11 protein-coding genes are annotated in these 14,831 nt (G+C 63.0%); 7 read left to right on the top strand and 4 right to left on the bottom strand.

Annotated features, from left to right (window positions below):
- The first annotated feature begins 63 nt into the window (after nucleotides 1-63).
- Together clpX and ACPFL9_RS12205 are read left to right on the top strand one after the other, a co-directional pair.
- Nucleotides 64-1,353: an ATP-dependent Clp protease ATP-binding subunit ClpX gene (gene clpX, locus ACPFL9_RS12210; RefSeq protein ID WP_426002949.1), complete on the top strand. Its 1,290-nt coding sequence runs from the start codon at nucleotides 64-66 to the stop codon at nucleotides 1,351-1,353.
- A gap of 81 nt (nucleotides 1,354-1,434) precedes the next feature.
- Complete coding sequence (locus ACPFL9_RS12205) at nucleotides 1,435-2,064, top strand: DsbA family protein (protein WP_426002948.1); 630 nt, start codon at nucleotides 1,435-1,437, stop codon at nucleotides 2,062-2,064.
- A gap of 3 nt (nucleotides 2,065-2,067) precedes the next feature.
- Here ACPFL9_RS12205 and ACPFL9_RS12200 read toward each other — a convergent pair whose 3' ends face one another.
- A complete protein-coding gene (locus ACPFL9_RS12200; RefSeq protein ID WP_426002946.1) occupies nucleotides 2,068-2,943 on the bottom strand; it encodes an Fpg/Nei family DNA glycosylase in 876 nt (291 codons plus the stop codon).
- 331 nt (nucleotides 2,944-3,274) lie between these two features.
- A complete protein-coding gene (gene valS / locus ACPFL9_RS12195; protein ID WP_426002945.1) occupies nucleotides 3,275-5,896 on the bottom strand; it encodes a valine--tRNA ligase in 2,622 nt (873 codons plus the stop codon).
- A 73-nt stretch (nucleotides 5,897-5,969) separates the two neighbouring features.
- On the opposite strand from valS, the gene ACPFL9_RS12190 reads away from it, so the two are divergent.
- Entirely contained in the window at nucleotides 5,970-6,737 is a 768-nt protein-coding gene (locus ACPFL9_RS12190) for an SDR family oxidoreductase (protein WP_426002943.1), read from the top strand.
- Between the two features lie 25 nt (nucleotides 6,738-6,762).
- Here the strand turns inward: ACPFL9_RS12190 and ACPFL9_RS12185 are convergent, their stop codons facing one another.
- Nucleotides 6,763-7,809, bottom strand: a complete 1,047-nt coding sequence (locus tag ACPFL9_RS12185; protein ID WP_426002941.1) for an endonuclease/exonuclease/phosphatase family protein — start codon at nucleotides 7,807-7,809, stop codon at nucleotides 6,763-6,765.
- 324 nt (nucleotides 7,810-8,133) lie between these two features.
- Here ACPFL9_RS12185 and ileS point away from each other — a divergent pair, with 324 nt between their 5' ends.
- The 4 genes from ileS to ndk are packed head-to-tail and all read left to right on the top strand — an operon-like array spanning nucleotide 8,134 to nucleotide 13,702.
- The gene (ileS, locus tag ACPFL9_RS12180; RefSeq protein WP_426002940.1) at nucleotides 8,134-11,421 is read left to right on the top strand and encodes an isoleucine--tRNA ligase; all 3,288 of its coding nucleotides are present in this window, start codon (nucleotides 8,134-8,136) and stop codon (nucleotides 11,419-11,421) included.
- A 3-nt stretch (nucleotides 11,422-11,424) separates the two neighbouring features.
- Nucleotides 11,425-12,786: a bifunctional folylpolyglutamate synthase/dihydrofolate synthase gene (locus ACPFL9_RS12175; RefSeq protein WP_426002938.1), complete on the top strand. Its 1,362-nt coding sequence runs from the start codon at nucleotides 11,425-11,427 to the stop codon at nucleotides 12,784-12,786.
- A 2-nt stretch (nucleotides 12,787-12,788) separates the two neighbouring features.
- Entirely contained in the window at nucleotides 12,789-13,241 is a 453-nt protein-coding gene (locus tag ACPFL9_RS12170) for a DUF4233 domain-containing protein (protein WP_426002936.1), read from the top strand.
- A 41-nt stretch (nucleotides 13,242-13,282) separates the two neighbouring features.
- Nucleotides 13,283-13,702 carry a nucleoside-diphosphate kinase gene (gene ndk, locus ACPFL9_RS12165; protein ID WP_426002934.1) on the top strand — a complete coding sequence of 140 codons (420 nt, stop codon included), beginning with the start codon at nucleotides 13,283-13,285 and terminating at the stop codon, nucleotides 13,700-13,702.
- An 85-nt stretch (nucleotides 13,703-13,787) separates the two neighbouring features.
- On the opposite strand, the gene ACPFL9_RS12160 is transcribed toward ndk, so the two are convergent.
- Nucleotides 13,788-14,459: a vitamin K epoxide reductase family protein gene (locus tag ACPFL9_RS12160; protein WP_426002933.1), complete on the bottom strand. Its 672-nt coding sequence runs from the start codon at nucleotides 14,457-14,459 to the stop codon at nucleotides 13,788-13,790.
- Between the last annotated feature and the right edge of the window lie 372 nt (nucleotides 14,460-14,831).

Below are 14,831 nucleotides of genomic sequence, written 5' to 3'. Positions count from 1 at the left end.
GAAGCCGCACACTTGAGTACGGCGCGGAGCCGCATCACCCGCATGCAACGAAGGGATTCCCACATGGCTCGGATTGGCGAGAGCACGGACCTGTTGAAGTGTTCTTTTTGCGGAAAGAGCCAGAAGCAGGTACGCAAGCTAATAGCCGGTCCCGGTGTGTACATCTGCGATGAGTGCATCGAGTTGTGCAACGAGATCATCGAGGAAGAGCTCGCCGAAGTTTCCGATCTCGGCAGTTTTGAGTTGCCCAAACCGCGGGAGATCTTCGACTTCCTGCAGGAGTACGTGATCGGGCAGGAGCCAGCCAAACGATCCCTCGCCGTTGCCGTCTACAACCATTACAAGCGCATCCAGGCCGGCCACGCGCCCAAGAGCGGAAGCCTCGGAGAGGGCGGCCACCACGAGGACGTGGAGATCGCCAAATCCAATATCCTGCTGATCGGTCCTACCGGCTGCGGAAAGACCTACTTGGCCCAGACCCTGGCCCGGCGCCTCAATGTTCCGTTTGCCGTGGCAGATGCCACGGCCCTCACGGAGGCAGGCTACGTCGGTGAGGACGTGGAGAACATCCTGCTCAAGCTGATCCAGGCCGCGGATTATGACGTCAAGAAGGCCGAACAGGGCATTATCTACATCGACGAGATCGACAAAATCTCCCGCAAGAGCGAGAACCCGTCCATCACCAGGGATGTTTCCGGTGAGGGCGTCCAGCAGGCCTTGCTCAAGATCCTCGAAGGGACGGTTGCCTCCGTTCCGCCGCAAGGCGGACGCAAGCACCCGCACCAGGAATTCATCCAGATTGATACCACCAACGTGCTGTTCATCGTTGCCGGTGCTTTTGCAGGGCTCGAAGACATCATTGGTTCGCGTTCGGGCCGCAAGGGGATCGGCTTCGGTGCCCAGCTCAACGAAGTCCGGGACAACGTGGACACTTACGGTGAAGTCATGCCGGAGGACCTGCTCAAGTTCGGGCTTATTCCCGAATTCATCGGCCGCCTCCCGGTCATTACGACGGTATCCAACCTGGACCGGCCTGCCTTGATCCAGATCCTGTCCACGCCCAAGAACGCGCTCGTCAAGCAATACCAAAAAATGTTCCAGCTGGACGGCGTGGAGCTTCAGTTCGACGACGACGCGCTCAATGCCATCGCCGACCAGGCCCTGGAGCGCGGAACGGGAGCCCGTGGACTCCGCGCCATCATGGAGGAAGTCCTGCTTCCCGTCATGTTCGACCTTCCCAGCCGGGACGATATTGCCACGGTTGTGATTACGGCCGATGTCGTGGCCAAGAAGGCCCAACCGACCATGATCGCCCACGACGTCGTCGCCAAGCGGCGGAATAAGTCCGCCTGACGCCCGGTTGCAGCAAAGAGCGGGGCTTGCCGCTTTACCACGCCCCTAGCGTCCTATTCCGTCCTTCAGAGGAGTTTTGCCGTGCCTGAACAGAACACGCCCGATCAGACCGTCACCAAGGCCGATTTCTGGTTCGACCCCGCGTGCCCGTTCGCGTGGATTACCTCGCGCTGGATCGGTGAGGTGGAGCAAGTGCGCGGCATCGAAACGGAATGGCACGTGATGAGCCTCTCCGTGCTTAACGAGGGCCGTGACCTTCCGGAAGAGTACCGGGCCCTGATGGACCAGAGCTGGGGGCCGGTGCGCGTCATCATCGCAGCCCAGGAGTTGCACGGCAGCCAGTACGTCAAGCCGCTGTATGACGCCATGGGCGAGGAGATCCACCACGAGGGCAACAAGGACCGCCCGTCGGTCATCCGCAAGGCCCTGGCTGAGGTGGGACTTCCCGCGGAACTGGCGCGCTTTGCCGAGTCGGAAGAATATGATGCCCAGTTGCGTGCCAGCCACGAGGCGGGCATTTCCCTGGTCGGCCAGGATGTGGGGACGCCCGTGGTGGCATTCAACGGCACTGCCTTCTTTGGCCCCGTGCTGACCCGTATCCCGCGCGGCGAGGATGCAGGCAGGATCTGGGACGCCAGCGTTGCGTTGGCCGGCTACCCGCACTTCTTCGAACTCAAGCGCAGCCGCACCGAGAGCCCTGAATTCAACTGACCCCTACTTCAGGAAACGGGACGTCCGTCTGTCCGCCAGGATCTTTCCGTCGGTCTGGCAGGTAGCACAGTATTGCAGGGAGGTGTCCGCAAAGGACACCTCCCTCACAGTGTCACCGCACACAGGGCAGGGTTGTCCCGTCCTGGCGTGAACCCTGAAATTGCTCCGCTTGGTGTCCTTCAATTCGCTGGAAGGCTTACCGGAAGCCGCATTCACGGCGCCTACCAGGATCTCCTGCATTGCGGCGTACAAATGTTCAATGGTTTCCCTGTCCAGTGATTTGGCGATGGCGAAGGGTGAGATCCGGGCAGCATGCAGGATCTCGTCGCTGTAGGCGTTGCCGATTCCGGCGATCACGCCCTGGCTCCGCAGCAGCCCCTTGATCTGCTGCGGGCTGTTCCCGACGATCGCCGCGAGGGCCTCGACGTCGAAATCCGGGCTGAGTGGTTCCGGCCCCAGGCCCGCGATGCCGGGGACGTCCTGGGGATCCCGAACCACGTAGATGGCCAGGCTCTTCTTGGTTCCGGCTTCGGTCAGGTCCAGGCCCAGGTGGGCGTCGTCACTGGAGCGGTGCAACAGCAGACGCGCTGCTATGTTGCTTTTGCCCATGCGGAGGCCGGCAGAGGACGGATGCTCGGTGTACCGGACCCAGCCTGCCTTGGCAAGATGGAACACGAAGAACACACCGTCAGTATCGACGCAGATGAATTTGCCGTAGCGCCGCACGCCACTGATGGTCCGTCCCTCCAATGCGGTGTAGGGCGGATCTGCCGTCTTGAGCGCGGCGATGGAGTTAATACGGACACTCGTCAGCACCGCTCCGTTGAGTTGCGTGTCCAGGTAGGTGCACAGGCCGTGCACTTCGGGCAGTTCCGGCATGGAATTACTCTGCCACAAGCTGCCCCAAAAGACTCCGGAAACTACAGGATTGTAGTTTTCCCGGAGGCCTTGTGGAACGCTCCGGGCAGGACAACAATGGTTCTTACCCACTTCGAAAGAAGAGGGACACGGAAACCGAAGATTCAGTGATATGCAGTCAACGCAGCCTTTGGCAAAGTTGGCAGCAAGCTACCAGTGACGAGGTAGGAAGACCTGAAATTCCAAGGATTCCGCCAGACTGTCAAGCCGTCACCGGACAGCCGAAAAAGTCGAAGCCCCACCAACGGCAAAACGCTGATGGGGCTTCCCCTTTGCCCAAAAACCGGGCCGGCTAGGAGGCGGGTGTCTCCTCTGCCGGAGCCAGGACCACATCGCTGACGGTCAGGTCGCCTTCCCCGGAGAGCAGGGTGATGTCCTTGGCGTTGGCGGCGGCCTTCAGGTCGGACAGACCTGCCTTGAGCTGCGCAACCAGGACCTCCGTGGCGGTGATGGTGGCTGACAGGACCTCGGTGCGCTGTTTCACCTTCGCTTCGGACTTGGCCTTGCGGATGCCGCTGAGGGCAATGCCCACGGTTCCCAGCATGGTGGTATCCCCGTCTGCGACTTCCAGAGTGGAGGGCCACTTTGCACGGTGGACGGATCCGGCGCGCCACCAGCTCCAGACCTCTTCGGTGGCGAAGGGCAGGAACGGTGCGAACAAGCGCAGCAAGGAGTCAAGGGTCGTGGCCAGGGCGGCAAGGACCGAAGCCTGCTCGGCTTCTCCGGCGGCACCGTAGGCACGGTCCTTGATGAGCTCTACGTAGTCGTCCGTGAACTGCCAGAAGAAGGATTCGGTGATCTGGAGCGCACGGGCGTAGTCGTAGTTGTCGAACGCCTTGGTGGCTTGGGCAACGACGTCGGAGAGCTGGGCCAGGAGCGCACGGTCCAACGGGTTGGTCAGCACCGAGAGGTCATGGGAAACCACGGAGTTCTCGGTCGCACCCAGGTTCAGGACGAACTTGGAGGCATTGAGCAGCTTGATGGCCAGGCGCCGGCCGATCTTCATCTGCGCGATCTCGTAGGCAGTGTCCGCTCCGAGCTTGGCCGAGGCTGCCCAGTACCGTACAGCGTCCGAGCCGTACTCGTTCAGGACATCCGTGGGGACAACCACGTTGCCCTTGGACTTTGACATCTTCTTACGGTCCGGGTCGAGGATCCAACCGGAGATGGCAGCGTGCTTCCAGGGCGCACTGTTCTGCAGGGCGTCGGCGCGGACGGCGGAGGAGAACAGCCAGGTGCGGATGATGTCGTGGCCTTGGGGGCGGAGATCGAACGGGAAGACCTTGGCGAACAGGTCCTCGTCGCGGCTCCACCCGCCCACAATCTGCGGGGTCAGCGAGGACGTTGCCCAGGTGTCCAGGACATCCGCATCACCGGTAAAGCCATTGGCCTGGTCGCGCTGTGACTCCTCGAAGCCCGGTGCGGCGTCGGCCGCGGGGTCCACCGGAAGCATCTCGTCGGACGGCAGGATCGGGTGGTCGTAGTCCGGGTTGCCCTGGGCATCCAACGGATACCACACAGGGATCGGGACGCCGAAAAAGCGCTGGCGGGAGACGAGCCAGTCACCGTTCAGGCCAGCGATCCAGTTCTCATAGCGGGAACGCATGAAGGACGGGTGGAAGGTGATTTCGTGGCCACGTCCGATCAGCCGCTCACGCCGGTCTTCGTCCCGGCCGCCGTTGCGGATGTACCACTGGCGCGATGTCACGACCTCGAGGGGCTTGTCACCCTTTTCGAAGAAGTTCACCGGGTGGGTGATCTTCTTGGGCTCCCCATCCAAGAGGCCGGCCGCGGTGAGCAACTCCACCACGGCTTCCTTGGCGGAGAAGGCGGTTTTGCCTGCGATGGCTGCGTAGGCTTCCTTGCCGGCTTCGGTGGTGATCCACTCCGGGGTTTCGGCGATGATCCTGCCGTCGCGGCCCATGATGGCACGCGTAGGCAACTGCAGTTCTCGCCACCAGGTGACGTCGGTAAGGTCGCCGAAGGTACAGACCATGGCGATACCGGACCCCTTGTCGGCCTTGGCCAACGGGTGTGCCTTGACCTCAAGTTCGACATCGAACAGGGGCGATTTCACGGTCTTGCCGAAGTACGGCTGGTAGCGCTCGTCGTCGGGGTTTGCCACCAGGGCGGCGCAAGCGGCCAGCAGTTCGGGGCGGGTGGTTTCGATGAAGAGCTTCTGGCCGTCTTCCGTGAAGAACGGGTAGCGGTAGTACGCGCCTGGAACTTCGCGGTCCTCAAGCTCAGCCTGTGCCACGGCGGTGCGGAACGTGACATCCCAGAGCGTGGGGGCTTCTGCCATGTAAGCGTCGCCGGCAGCGAGGTTGGCGAGGAACGCACGCTGGGAAACCGCACGGGAGGTGTCGTCAATCGTGCGGTACGTCAGGTTCCAGTCCACGGACAGGCCGAGCGTCTGGAAGAGGTTCTCGAAGACCTTTTCGTCCTCAACGGCGAGTTCCTCGCACAGTTCGATGAAGTTCTGGCGCGAAACGACGTCGAAATCGCGCTGGTTCTTGGCCGGCTGTGCAGGCGGACGGTAGTCGGCGTTGTACGGGATGGCGGGATCGCAACGCACACCGTAGTAGTTCTGGACCCGGCGCTCTGTGGGCAGGCCGTTATCGTCCCAGCCCATGGGGTAGAAGACGTTCTTGCCGGTCATGCGCATGTAACGGGCCTGGACGTCGGTCTGCGTGAAGGAGAACATGTGTCCCACGTGCAGCGAGCCGGAGGCAGTCGGCGGGGGAGTGTCGATCGAGTAGACCTGCTCCCGGGTGGTGTCCGGGTTGAACTTGTAGGTTCCTTCCTGCAGCCAGCGCTGCGTCAGGGCAGCCTCAAGGCCTTCAAGGGCCGGCTTGTCGGGAACGTTAATGGGGGCGGTGGCGGGCGTGTCTGTACCCTGCGTTGATTCAGCCATGGATCAATTGTTTCATGGCCTGCCGTTACAGCCTGCCTTCGGCAGCAGCCCGGGCCGTCGATAGGCTGGTGCCATGACTTTGGCAGCGCAAACACAGAACAAAACGGCGGTCGTGACAGGTGCAAGCACCGGCATCGGCGAAGCAACGGTCCGGACCTTGACGGCGGGTGGCTGGAAGGTCTTCGCAGTGGCCCGCCGTGCGGAGCGGCTGGAAGCCCTCGCCGGGGAAACCGGCGCCACGGCTTTTCCGGCGGATATCACCAACGACGACGACGTCGCGGCCCTGCTGGGGGCCGTCACCGCGGCCGGGGGAGCCGATACGCTCATCAACATTGCCGGCGGCGCCCGCGGCGCCGATACGATCGCCAACGCCGACACGGACGACTGGGACTGGATGTACCAGGTCAACGTGCTGGGAACCATGAAGATCACCCGCGCCTTCCTGCCCATGTTGCGGGCCCATGGGGAAGGTACCGTCCTGAACCTGACGTCGACCGCAGGCCTGGCGGCGTATGAAGGCGGAGCCGGCTACAACGCCGCGAAATTCGCCCAGCATGCCATGACAAATGCCCTCCGGTTGGAGGAAGTCGGCAACAACCTGCGCGTCATCGAGGTAGCGCCCGGCCTGGTCCACACACAGGAATTCGCCCTCAACCGGCTCGGTGACCAGGAAGCGGCTGCCAAGGTCTACGCCGGAGTGGAAAAGCCGTTGACGGCCGCGGACGTCGCCGACGTCGTGGGCTACGCCGTCTCCCTGCCACACCACATCAACCTGGACCACATCACCGTCCGGCCCGTCGCTCAGGCAGCAAACCATAAGCTCATCCGCAAGGAAGGGTGACGGTGGGGCCGCCCTGGAGGAAAGGTCAGGACGCCGGAACCTCCAGCGCGGCCAGCACGGCTGCGTGGTCCGTGCCCGGGACCCGGTGGACCGAGTAACCGCTGTGCCGGATGTCGGATGAGGTCACCACGTGGTCAATGACGATGCCCGGCAGCGCCAGGTTCTCCATCGGCCACGTGGGCGCGAACCGACCGCCGGATGCCATGCCGATATCCACCAGCCTTGAGCCGTCTGCGCCCTTCTCCTGCAGGGGTCCGTCCAGGAACTGCCGGAATTCCAGGTGGTCGTACGTGGCGTTGAAGTCGCCCAGGAGCACCTGGCGCCCAGGGCGTGATGCCTGCCGGGACAGGGCCATGAGGTCGCTCCGCCACTGGCCGATGCGTTCATCAACAGGCGGCAGGGTGTGGACGCTGGTCATCGTCACCACAGCCGTGGCCTCCCCGGACACTGCCGTGACCCGCACCACCGGCATCTGGAACGGTGTGTCCGGAAGCTGGCCCACGGCCTCCAGCGGGAACCGTGAATACACGGCACTGCCGGAAGCATCATCGGTCGGGCTGCTCAAGAGGTGGGGAAGAACTTCCCGCAGGCGTGCCGCATCCAGGCGGTCTTCCAACGCCTGGGTATGTTCCTGCACCGTGAGGACATCCACATGCTTGTCGCGAACCAGCTGCGCAATCGCCCCGGCATCGGCTTGGCCGAATTCCGAATTGATGGTCATCACCGTCAAACTGACCGGCGCCGGGGCACCGGCCTGAGGCGGGACGGGCCGGCCCATGTCAAACGGAAAGAGCCAGAAGAGCTGGGCGGCGAGCAAAACCGCCGTCGTCATCACTACCCAGGTACGACGGCCCGCAAGGGCCAGCCCCAATGCCAGGCCGGCCGGGACCGCCAGCCAGGGCGTAAAGGACAACAGTTGGATTACCGGCAGCGGCCATTCCGCCGGTACCGCGCGGAACAACGAAACACCGGCGACAGGGAGAGCGACAACCGCGGCAAACACGGACCAGGCGAGGGATGCCGGGCGCCGGCCACGATGGACAACCGGGAGGGTGGCGGCAGGTTCACTCATGCGTCGAGTCTATGCAGCCATGCCGGGCCGACCTGTCCACCTGCGGGATGATCCGGGTGGAAGGGTGCGCTGATCAGCCGCTAGACTGGGGAGAGCAGCTTTGACCCGGCCATCACCGGCGAGCTTCCGGAAGAACGGCACTGAGAGCCCAGCAGTAATCAGAGCCAAGTAGAACCGGACGGGTAAGCCCGTCACAGCAGTAATGAGCGGCCGGGAAATCATTTCCGGTAAGTGAGGTGGTACCGCGGTACCTGCGTTGTTGAAAAGCAGCATGGGAGCCGTCCTCGCATCCTGACAGTCAACCAGCTATCACCAGGATTCGAGATGACCCACTACCCCAAGGCCTCAGCATCGCCTTCCGGCACGCAGGGCGTGTCCGCTTCCGTGAAGTTCCCGGAAATCGAAGAGCGCATCCTCAAGTACTGGGATGAAGACGGAACGTTCCAGGCAAGCATCGACCAGCGCGAGGCCGGACAAGACGGCAGCAATGAGTTCGTCTTCTACGACGGTCCTCCCTTTGCCAACGGCCTTCCGCACTACGGTCACCTCCTCACCGGCTACGCCAAGGACCTGGTGGGCCGCTACCAGACCCAGCGCGGCAAGCGAGTGGAGCGCCGCTTCGGCTGGGACACGCACGGCCTCCCCGCAGAGCTCGAAGCCATGAAGCAGCTGGGCATGACGGACAAAACCCAGATCGAAGCCATGGGCATCGACAAATTCAACGACGCCTGCCGTGCCTCGGTAATGAAGTACGCCAACGAATGGAAGGCCTACGTCACCCGCCAGGCCCGCTGGGTGGACTTCGACAACGACTACAAGACGCTCAACGTCGAATATATGGAGTCCGTGCTCTGGGCCTTCAAGCAGCTGCACGAAAAAGGCCTGACCTACAACGGTTACCGGGTCCTCCCGTATTGCTGGAAGGACGAGACGCCGCTCTCCAACCACGAGCTGCGCATGGACGACGACGTCTACAAGAACCGCCAGGACCAGACCGTCACGGTCACTTTCCCCATCAAGGCAGGGGAGTCCGAGGTGTCCAAGGCGCTTGCAGGTGTCCAGGCGCTCGCCTGGACCACCACCCCCTGGACGCTTCCCACCAACCTGGCGCTCGCCGTCGGGCCTGACATCTCCTACGCCGTCCTGCCCGCTGGACCCAACGGCGTCAAGGCCGCTTCCGCAGAGGCGCCGGTGACCGGCAGCTTCCTGCTGGCTGCCGACCTTGTGGGGTCCTACGCCAAGGATCTGGGGTACGACGACGCCGCTGCCGCAACGGCCGCCGTCACCGCTGCTTATACGGGCTCCCAGTTGGAGGGCCTCGAATACGAACCGCTGTGGAACGACTTTGCCGACACCGAGAAGTACGGCACGCAGAACGCCTGGCGCATCCTCGTGGCGGAGTACGTCACCACCACAGACGGTACGGGAATCGTGCACCAGGCCCCGGCCTACGGTGAGGATGACCAGAAGGTCTGTGAAGAAGCCGGCATCCCGGTGGTTCTGTCCGTGGACGAAGGCGCCAAGTTCCTGCCCCTGTTTGCACACGGAGAACTCGCCGGCATTGTTGGGCTCCAGGTCTTTGAAGCCAACAAGCCCATCACCCAGGTCCTGCGCGCCGATGGCCGACTGGTCCGCCAGGCCAGCTATGAGCACAGCTACCCGCACTGCTGGCGTTGCCGGAACCCGCTGATCTACCGCGCCGTGTCCTCCTGGTACGTGGAGGTCACCAAGTTCAAGGACCGTATGTCCGAGTTGAACCAGGAGATCAACTGGATCCCGGGCAACGTCAAGGACGGCCAGTTCGGCAAGTGGCTCGAGAACGCCCGTGACTGGTCCATCAGCCGCAACCGCTACTGGGGTTCGCCCATCCCGGTGTGGCAGTCCGACGATCCCGAGTACCCCCGGACGGACGTCTACGGGTCCCTGGCCGACCTTGAGGCCGACTTCGGCCGCCTTCCTGTCAACAAGGAAGGCCAAGTCGACCTGCACCGCCCGTTCATCGATGAACTGACCCGCCCCAACCCGGACGATCCCACGGGCAAATCCACCATGCGCCGTGTGGAAGATGTCCTGGATGTCTGGTTCGACTCCGGGTCGATGCCCTACGGCCAGGTGCACTACCCCTTCCAGAACGAGGAGTGGTTCGACACCCACAACCCCGCCGACTTCATCGTGGAGTACATCGGCCAGACCCGTGGCTGGTTCTATATGCTCCACATCCTGTCCACGGCGCTGTTCGACCGTCCCGCGTTCCGCAATGTCATCAGCCACGGCATCGTGCTGGGTTCGGACGGGCAGAAGATGTCCAAGAGCCTGCGCAACTACCCGGACGTGTCCGAGGTCCTGGACCGCGACGGCTCGGATGCCATGCGCTGGTTCCTGATGTCGAGCCCCATCCTTCGCGGTGGCAACCTCATCGTCACGGAGCAGGGCATCCGCGACGGCGTCCGCCAGGTCATCCTGCCCCTGTGGAACGTGTACAGCTTCTTCACGCTGTACACCAACGCTGCCAACGGTGGCGGCGGTTACGATGCCAAGCTGCGCTACGACGGCTATGCCGACACCCTGGACCAGTACCTCATGGCCAACACCGGCGACCTCGTCCGGAAGGTTACGGAAAGCCTGGACAGCTACGACATCTCGGGTGCCTGCGATGAACTCCGCGGCTACCTGGACATGCTGACCAACTGGTACGTCCGCCGCAGCCGCCAGCGCTTCTTCGACGAGAACGTGGACGCTTTCGATGCCCTATACACGGCATTGGAGGCCGTGTGCCGGGTGTCAGCATCCTTGCTGCCGCTGGTTAGCGAGGAGATCTGGCGTGGCTTGACCGGCGGCCGTTCGGTACATCTGGCCGATTGGCCGGAGGCCTCGCTGTTCCCGGCCAACCCGGAACTCGTGGAAGCCATGGACCGCGTCCAGCAAATCTGTTCCACCGGTTCCAGCCTGCGCAAGGCAGCGAATCTGCGAGTGCGCCTGCCCCTGCAGGAACTGGCTGTGGTGGCACCTGGCGCGGATGCGCTGGAAGGGTTCGCCGCCGTCGTCGCGGATGAACTCAACCTGCGTTCCGTCCGGTTGCTGGATGCTGCTTCAGCCTCTCCGGAAGAGTTCGGCATCCAGCAGAAGCTGGTGGTCAACGCCCGCGCGGCCGGCCCGCGCCTGGGCAAGAACGTCCAGCAGGCCATCAAGGGCTCCAAATCCGGCGACTGGTCCATCAACGACGCCGGTGTGGTGGTGGCCGGTGGCCTGGAACTTGAGCCGCAGGAGTACACGCTGGAGACAGTCGTGGCCGAAACGCCCGACGGCGGAGCTGCCGCGGCTGCCGTACTGCCAGGTGGCGGATTCGTGGTCCTCAACACCGAGGTCACGCCTGAGCTTGCCGCCGAAGGCCTGGCCCGTGACATGGTCCGTGCCATCCAGCAGGCACGCAAGGACGCAGGATTGAACGTGAGCGACCGGATCACCACCACGGTAGAGGCACAGCAGGACGTTGCAGACGCCCTCAAGGCCAACGCGGACCTCGTCAAGACCGAAACCTTGACCCTGGAACTCGAGGTGCTGCTGTCCAGCGCCGACGAACCGCAGATCACCGTAGCGAAGGCAGGGGCCTGATCCATGACTGATGAATTCTCGGTCGAAAGCGTTTATGCCGAACTCCTCGGCAGGGCACCGGAGAACAAGATGGAACCGCGCCTTGCTCCGCTGTTCCGTGCCATGGATGTCCTTGGCGAGCCCAACAAGGCCTTCCCGATCATCCACATCACCGGCACCAACGGCAAGACATCCACGGCCCGGATGATCGAGGCCGGGCTGCGTGCCCACGGACTCAGCACTGGCCGCTACACCAGCCCGCACCTGTCCAAGGTCACCGAACGGATCAGCATCAACGGCGAACCCGTATCGGATGAGACCTTCGTCCGGATTTGGGACGAGATCCGGCCCTACCTGGAGATCGTGGACAACGAACTCGTCGCCGATGGCCAGCCGCGCCTGACCTACTTTGAGTGCGTCACCATCCTCGGCTTCGCGATCTTCGCCGATGAGCCGGTTGATGTTGCAGTGTTCGAGGTGGGTCTTGGCGGCATTACCGACGCCACCAACGTGGGCGACGGCCAAGTATCGGTGATCACCCCGATCTCCCTGGACCACACGGACCTCCTGGGCGACACCACGGAGGACATCGCCTACGAGAAAGCCGGCATCATCAAGCCAGGCGGCTTCCTGGTCAGCGCCGCCCAGCCCGTGGATGCGGCACAGGTCCTGTTGGACAAAGCCCGCGAGGTGGATGTGCCGTTCCGCTTTGAGGGCGTTGAATTCGGCGTGGAGTCGCGCAGCGTGGCTGTCGGCGGGCAGGCCCTGACAATCCAGGGCCTCGCCGGCCGCTACGAGGACCTCTTGCTTCCTTTGCACGGAGCCCACCAGGCGGAGAACGCAGCGGTCGCGGTCGCCGCGCTTGAGGCTTTCTTCGGCGGCGGAGAGAAAGAGCTCGACGCCGATGTCCTCCGTGAGGCGTTCGGAAACGTCACCTCCCCGGGCCGACTGGAAGTAGTGCGTACCGCTCCGACAATCGTGGTGGATGCGGCCCACAACCCGGATGGCATCCGGGTTTCTGCCGAGGCCATCCACGAGGCCTTCAGCTTCAGCAAGCTCGTGGTGGTGGTCGGAATCCTCCAGGAAAAGGACGCAGAGGAAATCCTCAAGACCCTCAAGGAGCAGTTGGGAGACCTGGCCGAGGAATTCTGCTTCACCCAGTCCAATTCGCCGCGGGCCATCCCTGCCGCGGAACTGGCCGAACTCGCGGTCGATCTGGGTTTTGGCGAGGAGAACGTCCACATTGCCGAGAAGCTCGACGACGCCCTCGAATGGGCCGTGGAGAGGTCCGAATCCAACGACGACCTCGCTGGCGGCGTCCTCGTGACGGGTTCCATCACCTTGGTGGCAGAGGCCCGCATCCTCCTTGGAAAGGCCGGTGCCTGAGCATGGCAAGACTCACCAAGGCCCAGCGCGAGTGGCGTCCAGGGATGCCAAAAAAGCGTCGGTCCACCAAAGTGATGTTTGGATCCACCGTCCTCCTGTTGGAGGCATTTGTGGCCTTTTTCGGCACGCTGGTGGTCTTCGGCCTGAAGCGGGGAGAGGTTCCGCCCGCCATCATCCTCAGTGTTGGGATCGCCCTGAGCATTGTGCTGGTCCTGACCTGCGCAGTGCTCTCCAAGCCGTGGGGCATCGGGCTTGGCTGGGCGCTCCAGGTAGTGCTGATCCTTACCGGCCTGGCAGAACCCACCATGTTCATCGTGGGCATCCTGTTCGCGGTCTGCTGGTGGTATGGCATCCGCACCGGAATACGGATCGACCGGGAAGTGGCCCAGCGGGATCGCGAGCAGGCGGAATGGGACGCAGCGCACGGTGACGAGACGGGCCGGGAAACCCCGTAAACTGGCTGGGAAACCCACAAAGCAACCCCATTGGAGCAACTGTGAGCATTGAACGGACCCTTGTCCTGATCAAGCCCGACGGCGTCGCCCGCAACCTCAGCGGCAGCATCCTCGCCAGGATCGAAGCCAAGGGCTACACCCTGTCCGAACTGAAGAAGGTCAACGCGACGCGCGAACTGCTGGAACAGCACTACGAGGAACATGTCGGCAAGCCGTTTTACGAGCCGCTGGTTGAATTCATGCTCAGCGGCCCGGTCATCGCTGCTGTCTTCGAAGGCCACCGCGTGATCGAGGGCTTCCGTTCGCTCGCAGGAACCACCGATCCCACCACGGCAGCACCCGGAACGATCCGCGGTGACTTTGGCCGGGACTGGGGCCTGGCAGTGCAGCAGAACCTTGTTCACGGCTCGGATTCTGTTGACTCCGCCGAGCGTGAGATCAAGATCTGGTTTGCCGCATAGCGCACCTTCACCGAGATGACAGTTAAGGCCAATGTTCATCACGAACATTGGCCTTAACTGTCATCTCGCGGTGTCTGTGGAAGTGCTAGTAGCCCGACGTCCCGGCAAAGACGTGGATGAAGGCGAAGAAGATAGTCGCGATGACCGCTACGTACAGCAGTGCCACGATCGCCCAGCCGGAACCGGCCAGCAGCCTGGTCAGCGCTGGTGGAGCCTTGATGACCCCGTGGGTGATGTTCCGGATGGTCACGAACACGAACATGGGGATCATGGCCGCCCACACCACCATGCAGAAGGGGCAGAGGACGTGGATGACATACAGGGCCTGCGACCACAGCCAGACCACAAAGGCGAAGCCAAGGGTCACGCCGGCCTGGAGGCCCAGCCAATAGCCGCGCGAGTATTTGGCGCCGGCGAGGATGCCCATGGCCGTGGTGATGATGACCGCGAATGCAACGATCCCAATGAACATGTTGGGGAACCCGAAGACCGAACTCTGGGGCGTCTGCATGACCGTGCCGCAGGAAACCCACGGGTTAACATCGCACACGGTCACGTGGTTCGGGTCCTTGAGGACCTCCAGCTTTTCGAGCACCAATGCACCTGATGCCAACCAGCCAATGATGCCCGTGACCAGGAGCAACCAGGCGAAGGGCTTGTCCCGCAGGATTTTCGGCAGCAGGGACTGATCGACCGTGGCGTCGTCCCCGGAAATGGTGGATGGGTTGGCCAGGTTTCCCCTGGCGGTGCTTGTCATCGCGGATGTGATCCTTTTCGACAGGTGGCCCGGCTGCACCGGGAAAGGTTCTTGGGAGGATTGTAACTCCGGAGGCTGGAGGTGGCGCCCAGACTCTTCCGCCTGCCGTACGACACACGCTCCCTCCCCTCGAAATGGCAAGCGTATGAGAGAATGAACATGGCCGGACGCCGATCCACATTCGGAATCCGGTCCGGTGACTTGTTCCCAAGACCGCCAGCATGAGCAGGGCATGCCCCGGATCAGAGGATCCTCGGTAGGCCCGCCATGACAATGGACGGCACCTGGTTGTGGCAGCAGAACAACGGGTTCCAGAACCAAGCCACTGGCCTTCCCGGGCTGCCGCACCCCAAGGATGGTGCGAACCGGAAG

Source organism: Paenarthrobacter sp. NyZ202 (assembly GCF_049860755.1).
Taxonomy (GTDB): domain Bacteria; phylum Actinomycetota; class Actinomycetes; order Actinomycetales; family Micrococcaceae; genus Arthrobacter.
This window is presented reverse-complemented; position numbering and strand designations above follow the sequence as displayed.